Source organism: Novosphingobium soli, from assembly GCF_042432915.1.
GTDB classification, from domain to species: Bacteria; Pseudomonadota; Alphaproteobacteria; order Sphingomonadales; family Sphingomonadaceae; genus Novosphingobium; species Novosphingobium soli.
Genome location: NZ_JBHLWK010000010.1, coordinates 295351 through 315338, shown reverse-complemented (window position 1 = coordinate 315338; position 19988 = coordinate 295351). Strand labels below are relative to the sequence as shown.

At 68.4% G+C, this 19988-nt stretch carries 17 protein-coding genes; 7 read left to right on the top strand and 10 right to left on the bottom strand.

The window, feature by feature from the left end; translation table 11 throughout:
* Nucleotides 1-6 precede the first annotated feature (6 nt).
* From ACFFJC_RS07995 to ACFFJC_RS07975, 5 genes are all read right to left on the bottom strand, one after another.
* Nucleotides 7-1269 carry an MFS transporter gene (locus ACFFJC_RS07995; RefSeq protein WP_379486967.1) on the bottom strand — a complete coding sequence of 421 codons (1263 nt, stop codon included), beginning with the start codon at nucleotides 1267-1269 and terminating at the stop codon, nucleotides 7-9.
* Between the two features lie 66 nt (nucleotides 1270-1335).
* Nucleotides 1336-1788 (bottom strand): DUF2721 domain-containing protein, encoded by a 453-nt coding sequence (locus ACFFJC_RS07990; protein ID WP_379486966.1) that lies wholly within the window; start codon nucleotides 1786-1788, stop codon nucleotides 1336-1338.
* Nucleotides 1789-1803: 15 nt separating this feature from the next.
* Complete coding sequence (locus ACFFJC_RS07985) at nucleotides 1804-2616, bottom strand: class I mannose-6-phosphate isomerase (RefSeq protein WP_379486965.1); 813 nt, start codon at nucleotides 2614-2616, stop codon at nucleotides 1804-1806.
* A 10-nt stretch (nucleotides 2617-2626) separates the two neighbouring features.
* Nucleotides 2627-3670 carry a mannose-1-phosphate guanylyltransferase gene (locus ACFFJC_RS07980; protein WP_379486964.1) on the bottom strand — a complete coding sequence of 348 codons (1044 nt, stop codon included), beginning with the start codon at nucleotides 3668-3670 and terminating at the stop codon, nucleotides 2627-2629.
* A 91-nt stretch (nucleotides 3671-3761) separates the two neighbouring features.
* Complete coding sequence (locus ACFFJC_RS07975; protein WP_379486963.1) at nucleotides 3762-4529, bottom strand: TonB family protein; 768 nt, start codon at nucleotides 4527-4529, stop codon at nucleotides 3762-3764.
* A 61-nt stretch (nucleotides 4530-4590) separates the two neighbouring features.
* On the opposite strand from ACFFJC_RS07975, the gene ACFFJC_RS07970 reads away from it, so the two are divergent.
* Both ACFFJC_RS07970 and ACFFJC_RS07965 read left to right on the top strand, forming a co-directional pair.
* Entirely contained in the window at nucleotides 4591-5310 is a 720-nt protein-coding gene (locus ACFFJC_RS07970; protein WP_379486962.1) for a dienelactone hydrolase family protein, read from the top strand.
* A 342-nt stretch (nucleotides 5311-5652) separates the two neighbouring features.
* Entirely contained in the window at nucleotides 5653-8199 is a 2547-nt protein-coding gene (locus ACFFJC_RS07965; protein WP_379486961.1) for a TonB-dependent receptor, read from the top strand.
* Nucleotides 8200-8376: 177 nt separating this feature from the next.
* Here the strand turns inward: ACFFJC_RS07965 and ACFFJC_RS07960 are convergent, their stop codons facing one another.
* Entirely contained in the window at nucleotides 8377-9459 is a 1083-nt protein-coding gene (locus ACFFJC_RS07960; protein WP_379486960.1) for a phosphotransferase family protein, read from the bottom strand.
* Between the two features lie 139 nt (nucleotides 9460-9598).
* Here ACFFJC_RS07960 and ACFFJC_RS07955 point away from each other — a divergent pair, with 139 nt between their 5' ends.
* The 5 genes from ACFFJC_RS07955 (at nucleotide 9599) to ACFFJC_RS07935 (ending at nucleotide 15010) form a co-directional block, all read left to right on the top strand.
* The gene (locus ACFFJC_RS07955; RefSeq protein WP_379486959.1) at nucleotides 9599-10804 is read left to right on the top strand and encodes a CaiB/BaiF CoA transferase family protein; all 1206 of its coding nucleotides are present in this window, start codon (nucleotides 9599-9601) and stop codon (nucleotides 10802-10804) included.
* A complete protein-coding gene (locus ACFFJC_RS07950) occupies nucleotides 10804-11220 on the top strand; it encodes a Zn-ribbon domain-containing OB-fold protein (RefSeq protein WP_379486958.1) in 417 nt (138 codons plus the stop codon). The genes ACFFJC_RS07955 and ACFFJC_RS07950 overlap by 1 nt, the downstream gene beginning before the upstream one ends.
* A complete protein-coding gene (locus tag ACFFJC_RS07945; RefSeq protein ID WP_379486957.1) occupies nucleotides 11217-12401 on the top strand; it encodes a thiolase family protein in 1185 nt (394 codons plus the stop codon). Before ACFFJC_RS07950 ends, ACFFJC_RS07945 begins: the two co-directional genes overlap by 4 nt.
* Nucleotides 12402-12509: 108 nt before the next feature.
* Entirely contained in the window at nucleotides 12510-13709 is a 1200-nt protein-coding gene (locus ACFFJC_RS07940) for an amidohydrolase family protein (RefSeq protein ID WP_379486956.1), read from the top strand.
* Nucleotides 13710-13711: 2 nt separating this feature from the next.
* Nucleotides 13712-15010: a cytochrome P450 gene (locus tag ACFFJC_RS07935; RefSeq protein WP_379486955.1), complete on the top strand. Its 1299-nt coding sequence runs from the start codon at nucleotides 13712-13714 to the stop codon at nucleotides 15008-15010.
* A 64-nt stretch (nucleotides 15011-15074) separates the two neighbouring features.
* Here ACFFJC_RS07935 and ACFFJC_RS07930 read toward each other — a convergent pair whose 3' ends face one another.
* The 4 genes from ACFFJC_RS07930 to ACFFJC_RS07915 all read right to left on the bottom strand — a co-directional run bounded on the left by ACFFJC_RS07930 (nucleotide 15075) and on the right by ACFFJC_RS07915 (nucleotide 19896).
* On the bottom strand, nucleotides 15075-15605 hold the full coding sequence (locus ACFFJC_RS07930; protein WP_379486954.1) for a hypothetical protein: 531 nt from the start codon (nucleotides 15603-15605) through the stop codon (nucleotides 15075-15077).
* 151 nt (nucleotides 15606-15756) lie between these two features.
* A complete protein-coding gene (locus ACFFJC_RS07925) occupies nucleotides 15757-16812 on the bottom strand; it encodes a phosphotransferase family protein (protein WP_379486953.1) in 1056 nt (351 codons plus the stop codon).
* A 541-nt stretch (nucleotides 16813-17353) separates the two neighbouring features.
* Nucleotides 17354-18187: an IclR family transcriptional regulator gene (locus ACFFJC_RS07920; protein ID WP_379486952.1), complete on the bottom strand. Its 834-nt coding sequence runs from the start codon at nucleotides 18185-18187 to the stop codon at nucleotides 17354-17356.
* A gap of 125 nt (nucleotides 18188-18312) precedes the next feature.
* A complete protein-coding gene (locus ACFFJC_RS07915; RefSeq protein ID WP_379486951.1) occupies nucleotides 18313-19896 on the bottom strand; it encodes a class I adenylate-forming enzyme family protein in 1584 nt (527 codons plus the stop codon).
* Nucleotides 19897-19988 lie beyond the last annotated feature (92 nt).

Here is a 19988-nt window from a genome sequence, read left to right as displayed (position 1 = left end):
CGGCGCTCAGGTGTCGCTCTCGCGCCACTGCGGGATCGGCGGCAGGAACACCAGCATCGTGCCGCCCAACGCGCAGCCGATCGCACCCGCCCAGAGGAACGGCGCGTAACCCCCGGTCACGTCGTAGACCCGGCCCGCGATCCAGGGCCCCAGCCCGGACGCGAGCGCGACGAGCGCGGACATTACGCCATAGATCATGCCGAAGTTGCGCATGCCCGCATAGCCGGCAGTCAGGAACGCGGTGATCTGGGTCTTCGAGCCGGCCGCGTAGCCGTTGATGATGAGCGCCAGCAGCAGTGCGGGCATCGAATCGAGGAACCAGATCAGCACCGCGAACGTCACCGCGGTGACGCCCATCGTCAGCGCTCCCGTCCAGTTCGGGGCGAAGCGGTCGAGCAGCGCCCCGGTCACCAGCTTGCCGACGATTCCCGCGATGCCGCCCAGCGACAGCAGCCATGCGGCTTGCGCGCGGGGGAGGCCGGCCTCGGTCAGGATGGGGAACAGGTGCATGGCAAGGCCGATCGTCATCATCATCACCACGAAGGACGAAATCGCCACCTGCCACAGCGCACGGTTGCGCAGTGCCTCCCGCCTATGCAGGCCGGGCAGCGCCACCTGCCCCCCCGCCGGCGCCTCTGCAGGCGCGCCCGCAGCGGCGGCCTTGGCCTTGCGATCGTGCGCGTCCGTCAGGAACAGCCAGCAGAGCACCAGCGTCACCCCGCCCCAGCCCAGACCGAACCAGACGTAGGCAGCGCGCCATCCGAAGCTCTCGATCAGGAAGTTGCCGAGCGGCGGCACGAGCGTCTGCGCGATCGCCGGGCCGGTGACTGCCAGGCCCAGGGCGAGGCCTCTGCCCCGGCTGAATGCGCCGGCGACGGCGGTGGTCCAGATGGTGGACTTGATGGTGGTCAGGACCAGGCCGAAGACGATCCACATCACCACCCATTGGGTGCGCGACCCGGTGGCGAAGGCGAACATCGTGGTCGCGGCCATCGTCACGATCACGCCCGGAATCCCCAGCCGGCGCGAGCCGAACCGGTCGATAAGGGCGCCATAGAATGGCGATAGCAGCGCGGTAACGGCCGTCGCGATCGCCGGGCCCATCGACAGCGTGGCGCGGTCCCAGCCGAAGGCACGCTCCAGCGGCTCGAAGAACAGGCCGGTGGCGGACAGCAGGACGGAGAAGAACGAGAACCCCGCCATCGCCGCGACGACGATCGCCCAGCCGCGCCTCCATTCCTGCCACGCACTCTCCTCGCCAGCCGCCATCGCGCTCTCCCTTGCAAGAGACACTAGGCGAAACGCGAAGAAGTCCAATCGCCGCTGCGATGGCGATCAGATCTCGCGATGCAGCTCCAGGTAATCCTTGGGGATCTGCAGCGCCTGCGCCGCGACCTGCGTCTCGCGCAGGAACAGCACCAGCGCGATCAGTAGGAGGACGATCGCCGCCAGGAAGGTCAAGGCCGCGGCGGTGTGCCAGTCGAACCCGCCCAGACCCGACAGGAAAAGGATCGCCACCGTGACGCCGATCGAGAGCGCGGACAGCACCATGTAGCGCACCGCGTGGGTGATCAGCGCCATGCGCCGGTCGACCAGCCGGATCTCCAGCACGATCATGTCGTGCTGCGCGCCTTCGGTGGAGCCGTGGCGCTCCTGCAGGGTGCGCGCGCGATCGACCACCCGCCCCAGCCGGTTCGACAGGATGTTCAGGATGTTGCCGATCGCCACCAGCACGAAGACCGGAGTCAGGGCGAGCTGGATGGTCTGGACGATCATGTCGCCCTTCATGCTACGCTATCGCCTTCAGGTACAGGCCCGCGCCAGCAGGCAGATGGAATCGTCTCCGAAGCGCACGTGTGCAAGGCTGGATGCAAGAGCGCAGCTGCCCGCCGCGACCTTCTCACCGGCGACCTCAACCTCGCCCTGCCGCGGGATCACCAGCAGGGCATCGGGATAGCGCTCCGAAACCTCCGCGAGCGGCGCGCCGGCGACCTGGTCCAGCAGGAACAGCGGACCGTCGACCAGCACCTGCGACGCGTCAGAGGGCACGTGCTTGTGCCAGCGGTCCAGCGCGTAGGGCTCGCCCTTGGCAACGGCCATGCCCTCTTCCAGGTGCAGCTCGCGCGGGCGGCCGTAGTCGTAGAGGCGGTAGGTGATGTCGCTGTTCTGCTGCACCTCGATCAGGCTCACGCCCGCCCCGATGGCATGGACGGTGTTGGCCGGGATGTAGAAGAAGTCCCCCGGCGCGACATCGTGCCAGGTCATCAGTTCCTCGATGGAGCCATCCAGGGCGGCGGAGCGCATGTCCTGCGCCGAGATCGCGGCGTCGAAGCCGATGCCGAGCTTGGCGCCGGGCTCGACACCGACGATGAGCCAGCACTCCTCCTTGCCCTGGTTGCCCAGCCCCTTGTCGCGGGTCTGGGCGTCGGTGGGATGGACCTGGACCGAAAGCGCCTCGCTGGTGAAGATGTATTTCACCAGAAGCCCGGGGAGCGCCTCTGGCGGTTCGAACCAGATCTCGCCGATCCGCTTGCCCTCGGGCGCCGCGAAAGGCGCGGGCAGGACGTCCATGCCCCAGGGCTTCTCGACTTCGCGGGTCGGCAGTGCAACGCTCATGGACAGATGCTCACTGATTGACGGCTCCGGACAGCTTGCCCACCTTCTGCACGCCGGAAACGGTGGTGATCATGATGTCGTTCCCGTCCACCACGACGATGACGTCCTCGAGCCCGATCACCGAGACGCGCGGCCCATCGGTGTCGACCAGCACGTTGCGGCAGTCCACCAGTTCCACTGCGGCGGTCCCGCGGACGGAGTTGCCATTCTCGTCGCGCTCGAGTGCGGCATGGAGCGCCTGCCAGTTGCCGATGTCCGACCAGTTCATGTCCGCCGGCACCATCGCGGCGCGGCTGGTGTTCTCCATGACCGCATAGTCCACCGAATCGCTGGGCACCGCCGCGAAGGTCTCGGCGTCGGGGTGAAACCGCCGCCCGTCGACCTGCCCCTTGGCCACGGCTTCGGCGACACCGGCGGCGATCTGCGGGCGATGCGCCGCCAGTTCGGCCAGGAAGTCCTTGACGCGGAATGCGAAGATGCCGCCGTTCCAGGCGTAGGTGCCCTCGGCCAGGAAGGCCTTGGCCCGTTCCAGATCGGGCTTCTCGACGAACTGCGCCGTGCGAAAGCCGGTCTCCGAGATCGGCTCGCCACGCTTGAGATAGCCGAACCCGGTCTCCGGCGCCGTGGCCTCGATCCCGAAGGAGACCAGCCAGCCCTCTTCAGCCAGGTCGGCCGCCGCGCACGCCGCGACGGCGAATGCCTCGGGGTTGCCGATGTAGTGGTCGCTCGGGCAGACCATCATGATAGCGTCCTCCGGCAGGCGGCTGGCCGCCAGCGCGATGGCCGCTGCCGTGTTGCGCGCCGCGGGCTCGACGATCACCTGTGCCTGCGGATCGTCGCCGAGTTGGGCTTCGACATGGTCCAGATGCATGCGCCCGGTGACAATGACAGGTGACGAGAAGCCGCCCGTGGCGGGGCAGCGCTGCAGGGCGGCCTGGAACAGTGTGGTATCGCCAACCAGCGGCAGGAACGGCTTGGGCATGGCGGCTCGGCTGCGCGGCCAGAGGCGCGTGCCGCTGCCTCCACAGAGGATCACAGGAACGATGGTGGGCATGAGGTCTTTCGCTCGTCGAATGCGGGCTGCGGCGTAGAAATGATGCTCACGGGATATTGTTGCAAGGCAACAGTGCGGGCCATACACATCTTTAATAGAACCATCGTTGCCGCCACCGAAAAACGGATTCGGTGGCGGCGCCCTCGGCGTTCGTCGCCGGCCGGAAGCGGAACCGCTGCGTCGCAAGTTGGCAGGTGATCCGGTCCGCTTGGGCGTCCGGGCTCGGCTGCACGATAATGCAGCCACGTACGCGCCCGTCGACGCCGACCTGCAGGTCGATGACTACCGACGCGCCGATCCGCAGCTCGCGGGTCGCCCGGGGGTAGTCCCTGGCCGAACTGATGTCGCCGGAAAGCTTGACCGTAGGCGCCCCACCGCCCCCGCCGCCGCGCCCGGCACCCGCGCCCGCCGCACCGGGGCCCAGGCCGGTTCCGCTGGTACCGGAACCCGCGCCACGATCCGCTGTCCCCGCCGCCTCCGCACCGGTGCCGGGATCCTGCGGCGTCTGCGCGGGAACGAGAATGGCAGGGGGCGGAGCCGAGTCCGGTCGGACCGCGAGCTTGCGCCCTGGTGCACCGGCAGCGCCCGCGGGTCGCGACGCGCGGTCCGCGCTCGCTTGTCGAGGCGCGGGACTGGGCGAAGGGCGTTCAGGCTCCACCTCGAAGGTGAGTGCCCGCGTCACGGAGCCGACGGCGTGGCCGGGCAGATCGGGCGTGAACGCGCGAATCAGGCCGATTACCGCAAGCAGGTGCAGCGCAAGCACCAGCGCAGCGATGCTCCAGCGCGGGCGCCTGGGATCGCCCGTGCGTCCGTGCCCCAGGGCGCTTTGACAGCCGAGATCGGCTGAGTCATTCCTCATTGCGACAAGCAGTTCATCATGGCGACGGCAAAGGGCCGCGCGCCACTATCGGGAGCAAGCGATGGCCGGCATCTTCGAACCTCTTCGCTGCATCCATGACGGTGTGATCCTCGAAGGCTCCATGACCGGGCGCGTGGACGATCGAACGCAGCCGGCCGTGCTGATGTTCCCCGGCGCCACCGGCCCGGGGCCGAGCTTCCTCGCCGCCGTGGAGGCGCTTGCCGACGCCGGGTACGTGGCCGTCGCCATCGACATGTACGGCCAGGACGCGGACATCTCCACCCCCGAGGCGGCGGGCGGGTACTTCGCCGCGCTCATGGCGCGCCCCGAGGACTTGCGGCGACGCGTGGTCGCCTGGCTAGAAACGGTGAGGACCACGCCCGGCGTGGATCCCGATCGCATCGCGGCCCTGGGCTACTGCTTCGGCGGACGCTGCGTGCTCGAACTGGCGCGAAGCGGAGCCCCGGTACGGTGCGTGTCGAGCTTCCACGGCCTCCTGACCACGCATGCACCCGCTCGCCCGGGCGAGGTCACCGCGCGCGTCGCCGTCTGGACCGGCGGGCGCGATCCCTATGCACCGGTGGCGGATCTCGACGCCCTGCGATCCGAGTTCGACGCCGCCGGCGTCGATTACCAGGCCACGCTGTTTGCCACCGCCCGCCACTCGTTCACGGACCCCGATCACGACGGGTTTGCGGAGGGAATTGCCTATGATCCGGTCGCACATCGAGTTGCCTGGAGCGGCACTCTGGCGCTGCTCGAAGCGACGCTGGCGCCCTGAGGAGCCGATCGCCTGTTACAATTCCACCACAACGGCGGGAAATTCGAATTTCCGACACCGATTTCGCGATTGTGAACTGAATCGCGTCCAGTTATCCTTGCAAAGAAGCGGGGGATTCGTACTGTTTCCTTAAAGCAAAGACGGATGCCGGACACCGGCACGGAGGGAGAGAGAAAGGGCGCACGGGGGGCGCCGTAGACGGGTCCGGCTCGGCCGGCACCGGTCATTCCCCATCTTTGTCGAACGTTCCTGATCGATCCCGAACGCGGACCGGAACACCGGCCGTGCCGCCGCATCCATCGCCATCAATGAGAACAAGGTTTCCGGAGGAGAGGAAAGACCATGACTGGCAGGAACTTGAGAAATGCCCTGATGCTCGGTGCCGCGTTCGGCGGCACGGCAGCGGTTCCCGCGCTCGCCCAGGAGCGCGATGTGCCGCGTCCCACCGACATCATCGTCACTGCGCAGCGTATCGAACAGCGGCTGCAGGACGTGCCGATCTCCATCACGGTCTACAACCAGGAGCAGCTGCAGCAGCGCAACGTCGCCATCGCCTCCGACCTCGCCACCTACACGCCTTCGCTCTCGGTCGACCAGCGCTTCGGCCCTGAAAAGTCCGCCTTCGCGATCCGCGGCTTCGTCCAGGAAGGTCCGACGGCGCCGACAGTGGGCGTCTACTTCGCAGACGTGGTGGGCGTGCGTTCCGCCGGCGGTACCACGTCCGGCAACACGGTCGGCGCCGGCTCGTTCACCGACCTGCAGAACGTGCAGGTGCTCAAGGGCCCGACCGGCACCCTGTTCGGCCGCAACACCACCGGCGGCGCGGTGCTGCTGGTGCCGCAGAAGCCGACCTACGACCTCGAGGGCTACCTCGAGGCGACTTACGGCAACTACGACCAGAAGCGCCTGCAGGGCGCATTCAACGCGCCGCTCTCGGAAAAATTCCGCGTCCGCCTCGCCACCGACCTCAATCGGCGCGACGGCTACATGAAGAACCGCTCGGGCCTCGGCCCCAAGGACTACAACGACGTCCACTACGACTACTTCCGCCTCAGCGTGGTGGCCGATCTGACCGAGGATCTCGAGAACTACACGATCGCCACGTACAGCGACTCCTCGACCAACGGCTATGCGTCGCGGTACCTGACGTGCGACCGCAACGCCGCCTCGCCGCTGGCCGGCGGCAGCCTTACCTACTACGCCGCCGCCACGGCCGCCTGCGACCAGGTGGACCGGCAGGCCGCCCGCGGCGATGGTCCCTATGACGTCGAGGTCAGCACGCTCGACCCGAACATCCACCTGCGCACCTGGCAGGTGATCAATACCACCACCTGGCGCGCGTCCGACACGCTCACCGTGAAGAACATCATGAGCTACGGCGAATTCCGCGAGGATTCGGCCTTCCAGCTCTACAGCGACAACTTCTTCGTCTCGGATGAGCTCGCCGCGTTGCGGCCCTTCGGCGTCAACGTCGCGCCGGCGGGCACCCGCTTCGGCTACATCGAGCTGGGCGCGCAGCCGGGCTACGACGCCTCGGCGCAGTCCGCCTTCACCGAGGAGCTCCAGCTCCAGGGCAACAGCGAGGATGGCAAGCTGACTTACGTGGTCGGCGGCTATCTCGAGTTCGCCCGGCCGCTCGGCTGGAACCAGCAGCGCACGGGCATCTACGCGGACTGCGACGATCCGGGCACCATCGATTGCACCACGCCGCTTGGCTTCGGCCTGATCTCGCAGTCGCGCACCCGGTTCAACTTCGACAACCACGGCATCTTCGCGCAGGGCACCTACAACTTCACCGACCAGTTCGCCCTCACGCTGGGCGGCCGCTGGACCTTCGACAAGATCGAGGGCACCGGTGAGAGCGTGCGCTACACCCTGGCGACGATCCCAGGGCTCGGCGTCGTGCCCGCAGCCATCACCTGCAACGACTCGCTCAATCACCCGGGCGTCAACATCGCGCCGCTGCCTTTCGGCGACGGCAGCCTCGACGTCACCAAGTGCCGCACGCGGATCAACAACAAGTCGAACGAGCCGACCTGGCTCGTCAACCTCGACTTCAAGCCGACGCCGGACACGCTGCTCTACGCCAAGTATTCGCGCGGCTACCGCCAGGGCGGCGTCAACTTCACGGTGCCCAGCCTGGAGACGTGGGATCCGGAAAAGGTCGATGCGTACGAGATCGGCGCCAAGGCTTCGTTCAACGCCGGCTCGTTCTCCGGCTACCTGAACCTCGCGGGGTTCTACAACGACTTCAGCAACCAGCAGGTCTTCGCGCAGGTCCAGCCCAAGCCGGCATTCGAGCAGCTCCTGGCGGGCGGCAACGCGATCATCAACGCCGGCCGCACCAAGCTGAAGGGCGTCGAGGTCGACGCCTCCGCATCGTTCCTCGACATCTTCCGCCTCTCGGCCGGCTACACCTACCTCGACACCAAGATCAAGGAGATCGCCATTCCGGAGCTCCCGGCGAACTCTCCGTTCCTCCCGCCGATCCCGCGCGGCGAGGCCGGCGATCCGCTGGCGCTGTCGCCCAAGCACCGGCTGACGCTGACCGGCACCGTCAGCATCCCGATGTCGGAAACCATGGGCGATCTCTCGTTCGGCGCCACCTACACCTACACCTCGGAACAGTTCACCGACGTGACGGTGATCCGCCTCACCGGGATGGACACGCTGGGCCGCATCGCCCCGAGCGAGCTGCTCAACCTCAACCTGGACTGGAAGCGGGCCTTCGGTGGACCGATCGACCTGGCTCTCTTCGCCACCAACGTGACCAAGGAGGTCTACGAGGTCAGCAACGGCGGCGGCTATCTCTCCTCGGGCATCGGCGACAAGCTCTACGGCGCGCCGCGGATGTACGGCGTGCGCCTGAGGTTCAACTTCGGCCAGTAACCCTTGCAAAGCCCCGCGCGCCTGCCCGCGCGCGGGGACACGAGGCCTTCGGGCCAGACTTGAGCCACGCTCCCCGGAGCGTGGCTCTTATTCGTGCTCGCATGGTGGCGTTCGCCGGCGCGCAGGCCCAGCGCTTCCCGCCCGGCACCCTGCAACGCGCCGAGCGCGTGACGCGCCTTACGGTACGCCGAGCAAGCCGAAGCTGTCGTGCCGCATCACTGCCCGGCCGAGGCGATCGGTGAACTGGACGATGATCGGCGGATCGACCCGGCGCGTGATCGCCCAGAGGTAGTAGCCATAGGTCACCGCCTCGCGGTACTGCGCCCAGGCCGCTTCCTCCTCGGGCATGGCCATGCCGTGCCCGCGCATGAGGGCGAGGTATTCGCCCAGGAGCCGCCGCTCCTCCGCTTCCGCCACTTCGCAGGGCAGCACCGCGTTGAGGTGATAGGCTACGTCCAGCGCCCAGCCGCCGCGCTGGAGAAGCTGCCAGTCGATCACGCCGATGCCACCGCCCTCGCCCGGGGCGACGCGGAACACGTTTCCGGCGTGGGCGTCGCCGTGGATCATGAACTGGGGCCGCGCGCCGTCTCGCGCGGCCAGCTCCTTGATCGCCGCAGCCAGGTTCTGGGCGCTCCGCACGCGGGGCGAGAGGTTGTCCCCGCGCGGCCCGTCCAGCAGCGCCTGCAGCGCGTCGGGCGTCACGTAGCTCATCTGCGCAAGCTCCGCGGCGCGAGGCCGGATCCAGTCCGCACCTTCGAGGAAGGCGCTGCGCGCGTGGAGCAAGGCCAGCTGCTCCAGGCTGAGCAGCGCGTCCTCGGCTGTGAACGGATCGAGCGCCGAGCAGAAGCGCGCTCCGTCGACGATGAGATCGCGCATGATCGTCACCGCCTGCTGGGCACCCCGGTCGATCACCGTGGCCATGCATTCGGGCACGCGCGTGGCGATTGCCGGGGCCACCTTGCCGTAGAAGTCGGCTTCCAGCACGCAGGTGGGCCCGCCCCGCGCCGTCATCTCGTCGACGTCCAGCAGCCCCTTGAGGCAGAACGCCCGCGTCTCGCCATCGTCGAACGTCACCGCGAAGCGCACCTTGGTGGCCACAGTGCGAATCACTTCCACCTCCTCGACCTGCGTGATCGCGCGCTTCTCCGCGACCTGCGCGAGTGCGCCGGCGAGCCATGCAGGATCAAGCGCCTCCGCCAGGCTGCGGGGAACCGCAATTTGCGGCTGCGCCGGAACCTGTCGTGCGGGGATCTGTGACATGCCTGCTTCCTTCTCTTAACCGTTCGTCCTCCTTGACCCTATTCGCCATTTCGGTCCATCCTTCGCAATAGAGAATTTCAAGCGGTCAGGCGATCGGTGCGTAGCACTCGCGCCAAGGCCGACGAGAGAGGAGAATGGCGTGGGCAAGCCGCTGGAAGGCATCAAGGTCGTGGAAGTGGCGATGTGGGCCTTCGTGCCTGCCTGCGGGGGCATGCTCGCCGACCTCGGTGCCGACGTCATCAAGATCGAGCCGCCCTCGGGCGATCCCCTGCGCGGCCTGCAGATCGGCGGCATGGGCGGCAAGATCGACTTCTCGTGGGAGAGTTACAACCGCGGCAAGCGCTCGGTCACGCTCGATCTCAAGCAGGAGGCGGGACGCGCCGTGCTCTACCGCCTGCTCGCCGACGCCGACGTCTTCCTCACCAACCTGCTCCCCCCTGCCCGCCGTGCGATGCAGATCGACGAGGAGACGATCCGCGCGCGCTTTCCCAGGCTCATCTATGCCAGCGGCAGCGCGCTCGGCCCCTCCGGCCCGGAGCAGGAGAAAGGCGGCTACGACGCGATCACCTTCTGGGCCCGCGGAGGCATCTCCTCCTCCCTCACCGACCCCGACGCGCCCCACCCGGTCGGGCCGCCGGGGCCGGCCTTCGGGGACACCCTGTCGGGCGCGATGCTCTCCGGCGCGATCTGCGCCGCGATCGCCAAGCGCGCGATGACGGGCGAACCCTCCACCGTCGACGTCTCGCTGCTGGGGACCGCCTTGTGGTCGATGCAGCGCTACGTCTGCCAGGCGACCGCGGACGGCGTGCAGAAGTTCCCGAAGCCGCGGGCCGACCAGCCGCACAATGTCCTGGTGAGCAACTACCGCACCGCGGACGGCCGCTTCGTGGCCTTGTGCATGCTGCAGGCGGACAAGTACTGGGCGCCGCTGTGCGAGGTCGCCGGCCGGCCCGACCTCGCGGCGGACCCGCGCTTCGCCGATGCGGCGGCGCGGCGCGACAACCGCGACGCCTGTTACGCCGAGGTGAAGGCGCTGTTCGCCAGCAAGCCGCTGGCCGAATGGCGGCAGATCCTCGCGCGCCAGCAGGGCCAGTGGGACGTGGTGCAGGACGTCGGCGAGATGAAGGACGATGCGCAGGCGCAGGCCAACGGCTACCTCAAGCGGATCGACTACGGCAATGGCACCGAGATCCCGATGGTCGGGCTGCCCATGGTGTTCGACGGAGAGCCGCTCGCCTCGAGCCGCTCGCCCGAACTGGGCGCGCACAGCGACGCGGTGCTGGAAAGCCTCGGCTACAGCGAGGACGAGATCATCGACCTCAAAGTGCAGGGCGTGGTGTTCTGATGACGAGCGAGGCCCCTGCGCACAAGCTCCCGAGGCTGGAGCCCGAAACGGCGTTCTTCTGGACGGCCGGGTCCGAGGGCGTCCTGCGCATCCAGCGCTGCAGTCATTGCGGCACCTACCAGCACCCCCCCTTCCCGCTCTGCGCGCAGTGCCAAAGCGACGCCGTCGCGCCCGAGGCGATGTCCGGCAAGGGCAGGCTGGCCAGCTACACGGTGAATTGCGAGGCCTGGGTTCCCGGGCTGGCCGTGCCCTTCGTCTTCGGGGTGGTCGAGCTGGTGGAGCAGCCGCAGCTCTATGTCTTCACCAATGTCCTGGCGGAAGCCGCCGACGTGCGCATCGGCATGCCGCTGCGCGTCACGTTCGAGCGGCACGAGGACGTCTGGCTCCCGATGTTCCGGGAGGACGAGGCCGCATGACCCTGCTTCCGGAGAAGCTCGCCTGCATCACCGGGGCCGCCCAGTCGGAGGTGGGACGTCCCTCCTCTCGCAGCGCGCTCCAGCTCACCGCCAACGCCTGCCTCGCCGCCATCGCCGATGCGGGCCTGACGCCGGCCGACATCGACGGCATCGCCACTTACCCCGGGAAGAGCAGCGAAGGCGGCGGGATCGCGCCGGTCAGCCCTTCCGAAGCGGCCGCGGTGCTGGGGATCGCGCCGCGCTGGATCCTCGCCTCGGCGGAGGGGTTCAGCCACATGGCCCCGATCTTCAACGCGATCACGGCGATCGCCTGCGGCCTGGCCCGCCACGTGGTGGTGTTCCGCAGCGTGGCGCAGGCGCAGGCGCGGCTGGCTTCGCGCGCTTCGACCCTGATGTCGGGCTCGCGCCAGCGGGTGGACGGCAACAACGCCTGGACGGTGCCGTACAACGCGCTGTCGCCGATCAACACCTTCGCCCTCTACGCGCAGGCCTATTTCGACAAGTACCGGGCGAGCGAGGCGCAGCTCGGAGCCATCGCGGTCAACAACCGGGCCAACGCCGCGCACAATCCCAATGCGATCTACCGCAAGCCGCTCAGCCTCGACGACTATCTCGCCAGTCGCGTCATCTCCTCCCCGCTGCGGCTGTTCGACTGCGATTCGCACATCGACGGCTCGACCGCGATCGTCCTCTCGCATCGCGATGCGGCGAAGGACTTGCGCAATCCCCCGCTGCACGTGGAAGCGATGGGCATGGCCGTGGGCGGGCTCTGGGTCGGTCGCTACGAGGGCGACTTCACCGAACTGCCGGCCGCCGCCCGCGCCGGGGCGATGCTGTGGGAACGCACGGAGTTGCGGCCCGCGGACATGGACTGCGCGCAGATTTACGACGGCTTCTCGATCCACGTGTGGATGTGGCTGGAAGCGCTGGGACTGGTGCCACGCGGCGAGGCATGCCGGTTCGTCGAGGGCGGCTCGCGCATCGCCCTGGACGGCGAGCTGCCGCTGAACACCGGCGGGGGCCAGCTCTCCGCCGGTCGCTTCCACGGCTACGGCCATATCCACGAGGCGACCGTCCAGCTCTGGGACCGGGGCGGGGGGCGTCAGGTGCAGGATGCGAAGACCTGCATCGTCTCCAACGGGGGCTACGGATACGGCGCGATGATCCTGCGCAGAGACTGATCGGCGCAGCGGAGACGCGGCTGTCCTTGACCGACTCATTCAAAACTGCGATAATCAATTCGCTATTTGGAACTACGCCGCAAAGACGGCGGGAGAGGAGCCTGCAAGATGAGCGAAGCAGATCCGGCGATCCGGGACGGTCAGGTTGACGACTGGCAGTACGGCCCCATCTTCGACGCCGACGCCCACATCGATCCGCCGCACGACATGTGGAAGGACTACCTCCCCTCGCACCTCAAGGACCGCGCGCCGTACATCGAGCATGCCGAGGATGGTGACTACATCTGCTTCGAGGGCGGCCGCCGGCCGTTCATGATGATCAACAACCAGGCGGGCCGCGAAGGCAAGAACTTCAAGATGAAAGGCCGCCTGGCCGAGCAGCGCAAGGTCTGGGAGCCGGCCACCCGCCTGGCCGACATGGACGCCGACGGCATGGACGCCGCGCTCCTCTTCGGCGGCGGGCCGCTCGGCTCGTTCGACAACGAGCTCTACGTCGCCAGCTATGAGGCCTACCAGAACTGGGTGCTGGACTTCTGCTCCGCCGCGCCGGACCGGCTGTACCCGGTCGGCTACGTGCCGATGCGCGACATCGACGAGACCTGCAGCCATGTCGAGCGGCTGGCGAGGAAGGGCTTTCGCGCGATCAACCTGCCCGCCTTCCCGCAGAACCCGGACGCCTGGAAGACCTCCTCGGGCATCGCCAACATGAAGGACGGCCAGGTCTCCGCGCTCACCGGCGACCAGAAGGGCGCGCTGCAGTACTCCGACCCCGCCTTCGACAAGCTGTGGAAGACGGTGTGCGACCACAACGTGGTCATCACCTTCCACCTCGGCGCGCGGGTGCCGCGGTTCGGGCAGAAGGAGTTCTTCCTGCCGGACATGCCGATGAGCAAGCTGGCGATGGCGGAGCCGATCGGGATCTTCATCTACAACGGCATCTTCGACCGTTTCCCGAGCCTGCGGATCGGTTCGATGGAGAGCGGCGTGGGCTGGTTCGCCTGGTACGCCGAGTACAACGACCGCACCTGGGAGAAGCAGCGCTTCTGGACCGAGTGCCCGATCAAGAACCCGCCGAGCTACTACATGGACACCAACGTCTTCGGCTCGTTCATCCAGGATCGCACCGGCATCCTGTGCCGCAACCTGCCGGGCGGCAGGAACATCATGTGGTCCTCGGACTACCCCCACTCGGAGACCACCTTCCCCAAGTCCCGCCAGATCATCCTGCGCGACTTCGAGGGCGTGCCCGAGGCGGACGTGCGCGCGATCATCCACGACAATGCCGTCAAGCTGCTGGGCATCGGCTGACCATGCTCGACACCGCTGACGTCCTCACGGCCGACGACCCGCTCTACGAGGAGCTCTACGACGTCCGCCGCGAGGCCGAAGCGGTGGGCAACCTGATCGACGTCGCCGCGGTGATGCCGCAGGTCCATGCCCTGCGCGCGCAGGCGCCCGTCCACAAGGGCCGCCTGCGCGAACTGCTGGGCCTGCCGCCGCACGAGCGCCACAGCCGCGCCGCCGGCCGTCCGCATTGGACGGTGCTGTCCTACGACGCCTGCGAAGCCGCCTTCCGCGATCCGGCGATCTTCTCCAATTCGGTGCAGGGGCACGACAATCCCGCCGGGGAGAAGACGATGGGCATCCTCGAGATGGACCCGCCCGTCCACCGCGCCTACCGCCGCACCATCCAGCCCAAGTTCAACATGCCCGAGGCGATGGGCTGGTGGCGCGAGCACACGATCGACACCATCATAGCGCGGCTGATCGCGCGCATGGCCGCCGGCGAGCGCGCCGACCTGAACCTCGACTACTGCGCGCGCATCCCGGTCTATACCATCACCACCGCGATCGGGCTGGATGGCGACGAGGCGCTGCGCTTCCGCCACGCCTACCTCAACTCGACCAGCTCCAGCCGCACCGTGACGATGCAGCAGCGGCTCGAGAACGCCAAGATCGTCGAGAGCACCGTGCTGGGCCTCATCGCCCGCCGGCGCGAGGAGCCGCGCGACGATCTCGTCAGCTTCCTCCTCGGCATGAAGCTGCAGGTGCCGGGCGAGCCCGTCCGGCCGCTCACCGACCGCGAGATCCTGGCCCATGCCAAGCTGGTGATGGTCGCCGGCGGCGGCACCTCGTGGCGGCAGATGGGCATCGCACTCTTCGCCCTGCTGACGCATCGCGAGCAGCTCGACGCGGTGCGCGACGACCGGGCGCTGATCGACGACGCCATCGAGGAAAGCCTGCGCTGGAATCCCACCGCGCCCTACTTCTACCGCATGGTCATGCAGGACGTGGCGTTCCGGGGCCACGACATCCCCGAAGGCGCGGTGCTCGAACTGGGCCTTGGTCCCGCCAATCACGATCCGTCGCGCTGGGAGCGGCCCGACGCCTACGACCTGTTCCGGCCCAAGCTCACCAACATGGCTTTCGGGCTCGGTACCCATCGCTGCCTGGGCATGAACGTCGCGCGGGTGGAGATCAACCGCGGCATCAACGCCCTGCTCGATCACTTCCCGAAGCTGCGCCTGGCCCCCGACGCGCCGGCGCCGTTCATGACCGGCGGGCTGGAGCAGCAGGGCGTCTCGGGTCTGCCGGTGCTGCTGCGCTAGGGCCCCGCCGGCGGCATATGCGAAACCGGGGCGACACCGCCGCCCCGATCGCACCTCGACCGGCTTACGGCGTGCCGGTGCCCCCCGTTCCGCCAGTGCCCGAGCTGCCGCTGCTGCCGCTGCCGCTCGTGCCGCCGCCGGGTGTGCCGCTGCCGCTGCTCGACGTGCCCGAGCCGGGGCTCGTGCCCATGTCCGATCCGGTACCCATGTCCGATCCGGTGCCCATGTCCGATCCGGTGCTGCTGCCCCTTCCGCTGGTCCCGGGCATGCTGCTGCTGTCCGAGGATCCGGTGCCCGAGCGCCCGCTGCGGTCCGGACCGGTCGTGTCGGTGGAGCCGTCAGGAGCCCGGCTGCCGCGCTGCGTGCGCCGGCTGTCGCGCTCGCGCGGCGGGGTGGTCGTTCCGGTCGAGCCGGTGGTCGTGTCGTCCATGGTGGTGCCAGTGCCCGTGCCCGTGCCCGTGCCCGTGCCCGTGCTCGTTCCGGTGCCGGTGCCCGTGCCCGTCCCGGGCAGCGTCGACCCGACTTGCGCCTGCGCGCCGAGCGGCAGGGCCAGGGCCAGGGCCGTCATCGCGGCCCATATCAATGCCTTCTTCATGATCCATCCTTCCAGCTTTTCCCGTTCGTGCGACGAGAACACAGCTAGAGGCGTCGGCGCCGCCAAAGAGTTCCGGCGCCTTATCACGCGCGAGCACGGCTTGCGGCGAACGCTGGCGCGCCCGTGACGAAGGCGCGTCAGGATACACCCGTCAGGCCACCCGCAGCCGCTTCCGCATCGTCGGCTCGTCCATCATCGGCTGACCGCGCAAGTGACCGAGGCGGATGCCCGTGCAGGTCATCTTGAAATGGGTGAAGAGCTCGTACCACTCCAGCCCCGCCGCGGACTTGCCGCAGAGCGCCTCCCACAGGGCGATCGTCTCCTCACGCGAACCCATGCCTTCGAGGTGCGCGCCATAGGTCGAGTTGGGCCCGTGCATCGTCTCCGCCAGGGTGCAGAACCAGGCGAGATCGTGCAGCGCGCCGCCCAGCGAGGGCTGCTCCCAGTCCATCACGGCGACGACGTTGAAGTCATGGTCGAACATCATGTTGCCGATCCGCGCGTCGCCCCAGACGAGGCCCTCGGGATCGTGCGCCGGCCACTGCGCGCGCAGCAGCTCCAGCGCATCGCGGAGCACCGGCTGCGGCGCGACCTCCTCCAGCCACTCGGTGAAGCGCACGTACTTGTCCCATTCCTGCGCAAGCCCCTGCTCGGCGCCCGCAGGACCCTTGAGGAAGCCCAGCTCGGCCACCGGCACCCGCTGGATGGCGGCAAGCTGCTCCACCGCACTGCGCCAGAGCGTCCGCCGCTGCTCGGGCGAGGCATCGCGTAGCCAGCCTTCGCGCGCATAGGGCGGGATCGACACCGGAACGCGCCCCTGCTTCTTCTCCATCACGAAGAACGGATTGCCCAGGATCGCGGCATCCTCCTCGAACCACAGCGGCCGGGCGACGCGCACCTCGCCACCTTCGGCCAGGCGCTTCATGACGCGGTACTGCTCCTCGAACAGCGTGTCCGGAAAAACGGTGAACGACCGGGGCTTGATGCGCACCACGCATCCTTGCGTGTGGGCGCGCCGACCGTGGTTCCAGCTGGCGTCGAACAGCACCGTCTCGTGGCTCTGCCCGGCCCCGCGGGGATAAGCGAGGTCGGTGACCCGGATGTTGGTGGCTCCCGGCAGGCGGGAGGAAAGCCACTGCTCCAGCCGCCTCGCCAGTTCCACAAGATCCCGTGTCTCGGGGGCAACGATCACGTCCGACAAGGCCACTCTCCCGGTGTCGTCGATGCACCTTCGTTCGGCATCGCGAATTTGTTTTCGACATGAGTGATATGGTAGCGAACGGGAGAGGTCAAGCAATGCCAGAGCGGCCATCCGGGGTACTGGAGTTGGCACACTGCTCAATGCCCCACCCACACCGCTCATGCGGAGCCTGTCGAAGAATGGAAGCGGCGCGCCACGGCGCAGAGGCCTTCGACAAGCTCAGGCTGAGCGGTTGAGAGGGCATGTCGGGGGACAGGCTGCGAAGCGCCCTACTCACACCGCTCACGCTGAGCGGGTCCGGAGCGTTACGGGACAGTTCACAAACCCCGCCCACCCCCACCTGGCTGAGCGAGTCCGGCGCGTTGCAGGACAGGCTGCAAGCCTCGCCCCACCCACACCGCTCATGCTGAGCCTGTCGAAGCATGGGAGCCTCACACCATGGCCCAAGCACCTTCGACAAGCGCAGGCTGACCGGACACAGGGGCGTGTCGAGAGACAGGCTGCAAGCCTCGCCTCACCCGCACCGCGCATGCAGGACTTGGCCGCGTCAGTCGGGTTCGCTTCGCCCCTGGAGGAAGCCGGAGATACGCTCGCATGCCGCTGCCAGACGACGCCCCGCCTCGATCACGCTCTCGCCGGTCATGGCGCCGTGGAAGCCGGCCAGGACCAGCGCCATCGTCACGCGGTCGCGGCTGTCGTAGATCGGGGCCATCACCGCCATCAGCGGGTAGGCGCGCTCGGGCTCCAGCTCCACGGTCGGGACCACCGGCGGGTCTTCGGTCCCCATCCGCATGCCGACGCTGTCGTCCGCGCCGGGGCGTCGGACCAGCGCCACGAAGCCGTTGGCGCGCACGAACTCCAGTCCGGCCCGGAACTGCGTGAGTTGATCCTCGCTGAGCGGCGGGTCGGCGCGTCCGGTCCAGGCGTCCGCCTCGCGCGCGGAGCGGGCGAAAAAGGTGATCGCCTGGATCCACCTCAACGGCATGCGCGTGCCGAGCGGCACCGGGTAGCCGATGTGGCTCAGCGATGCGGCCCTCTCGCGCAAGTGGATGACGTCGCCTTCCAGGAAATAGGCGCCGCAGACCACGTCGAACTCGTCGGCCAGGTTGCGCATTTCCGGCTGGGCGACCTGCAGCGGCGAGAAGTGCGCCGCAGCGGTCCGCCCGATCGCCGCCAGCGCGGGGCCGAGAACGTAGGTCTTGTCGGTGGTGCGATAGAGGTAGCCCACGTCGACCAGGCCGGTCAGCAGCGCGTGGCAGGTGGCCCGGCTCAGCTTCAGCGCGCGGACCAGGTCGGTGAGCGCGAAGGCCTGCCCGGGGTGGTCGGCGATGAAGTTGAGGATGGCCGCTACGCGGGCGACACCGGGAGAGGAACGCGACATGGGTGCTTTCGCTATTTCGAATAGCCCGGCCTAGAAGCAAGCTGCGTCGTTCGTCAATAGAAGCGTCCGTTCCGCACCGCGAATTCACCTGGCCTTTCCCGCCCGGTCGCCGCGGCCGGCGCGGTTCACCCCCGGCCCAGCCGCTCCGCCAGCATCTGCGCGAGGTCGCGCCGCGAGACCTTGTTCGAGTGGAGCAGCGGCACCTCCTCGCGCGACAGCGCGACATAGGCGCGCGGCACCTTGTAGCTCGACAGCCGCTGCCGCAGCTCGGCTTCCAGGCCGGCGGGATCGAACGGCGCGCCCTCGCGCGGCACCACCGCGGCGACCAGCAACGCCCCCCGCTCCCGGTCCGGCAGGCCGACGACGTAGGCGCTGTGCACTCCGTCGAGCGCCTGCAGTTCCATCTCCACCTCCGCAGGGGAGACGTTCGAGCCGGAGACCTTGATCATGTCGCCCCCGCGCCCGACGAAGTGGATACGCCGCCCCTGCGGACGGTCCTCCAGCAGGCACATGTCGCCCGTCCGGTAATACCCGTCGGGCGTGTAGTGCTCCGCCCGGTCGATCTTGTGGAGCCCGGTGGCGACCGGGTAGCCGCGCACCTGCATTTCCCCCACCTCGCCGGCCGCGACGGGGCGGTTCTCGGCATCGGCTATGCGGATCTCGTACCCCGGCCCGAAATGGTCCATCGGGGCGCAGACCGGCCGTCCCGGCGCGCGGAAGTCGTCACCCCAGGAATAGGGGCCCAGCGTCTCGCTCATCCCCAGCCCCCACCAGGGCTTGGGTCCGCGCATGGCCGCCAGATCCTCCTCCGCCAGGACCGAGCCCATGGCGAAGCGGCTGTTCGCAAGCGTCCGCTCGGTGCAGACGACGACCGAACCGGCCTCGAGCCCGGGCACCAGGTACATCATCAGGCCGCCCACCCAGAACATCGGCAGGATGCAGGTGACGCGCTTGCCCGGCGTGTGCTCCATCATCGCACGCATGGTGTGGCTGCGGAAGCAGACCGGACCGTGCGCATGGCGGACGCCCTTGGGAAGCGCCATCGAGCCCGAGGTGTATATCTCGACCATCTGGTCGGTCGGATGCACCTCCGATTCGACCTCGCGCAGCAGGTCCTCGGTCACGCTCGCGGCAGCTTCGGTGAGGAAGTCCGGCGCGGCGATGCTGCCGGGCAGTCCGTCTCCGTCGGAGAGGATCCAGCGCAAGTACGGCACGCGCGCGAGCCGCAGCGATCCGCTCTGCTGCCCCGCCAGCTCCGGAAGCGCATCGACCACGCGCTCGACCAGGTCCTTGCCGAGGACCGTGCGCTGCAGGACGAGCCCCTGGATGTCGGACTGGCGAAGGACGCGAACCAGTTCGTTGGCGCGGATCATCGTGCTGATCGGCACCGCGACCGCCCCGATGCGGCTTATCGCCGCCAGCATGACGGCGAACTCGGGCCCGTTGCCGTGGATGAACCCCACGCGGGCTCCCTTGCCGATCCCGCGCGCCAGCAACCCCCTGGCGATCAGGGCGGAACGGTCGTCGAGCGCGCGATAGCTGATCTGCGCCAGGACGTCCTCGCCGTCTTCTAGCACCACCGCGGTCGCTTCGCCGTAAGCCGCGGCTGCGGCGCGGATCAGCCGGGCGAACGTCGTCGCCTCCGCCGGTGTCTCGGTCGTCGGAGCATCGGAGGTAGTATGGCCCGCAAGGACTGTCTCGCTGCTCACGCTCTCGTTCCCCTCTCTCGCGCGCCCCGGTGCTGGTGGTGCCGGTGGCTGTCGATGCGTGTGCCGTTGATGGAAAGCCGCGCCGTGCTTGT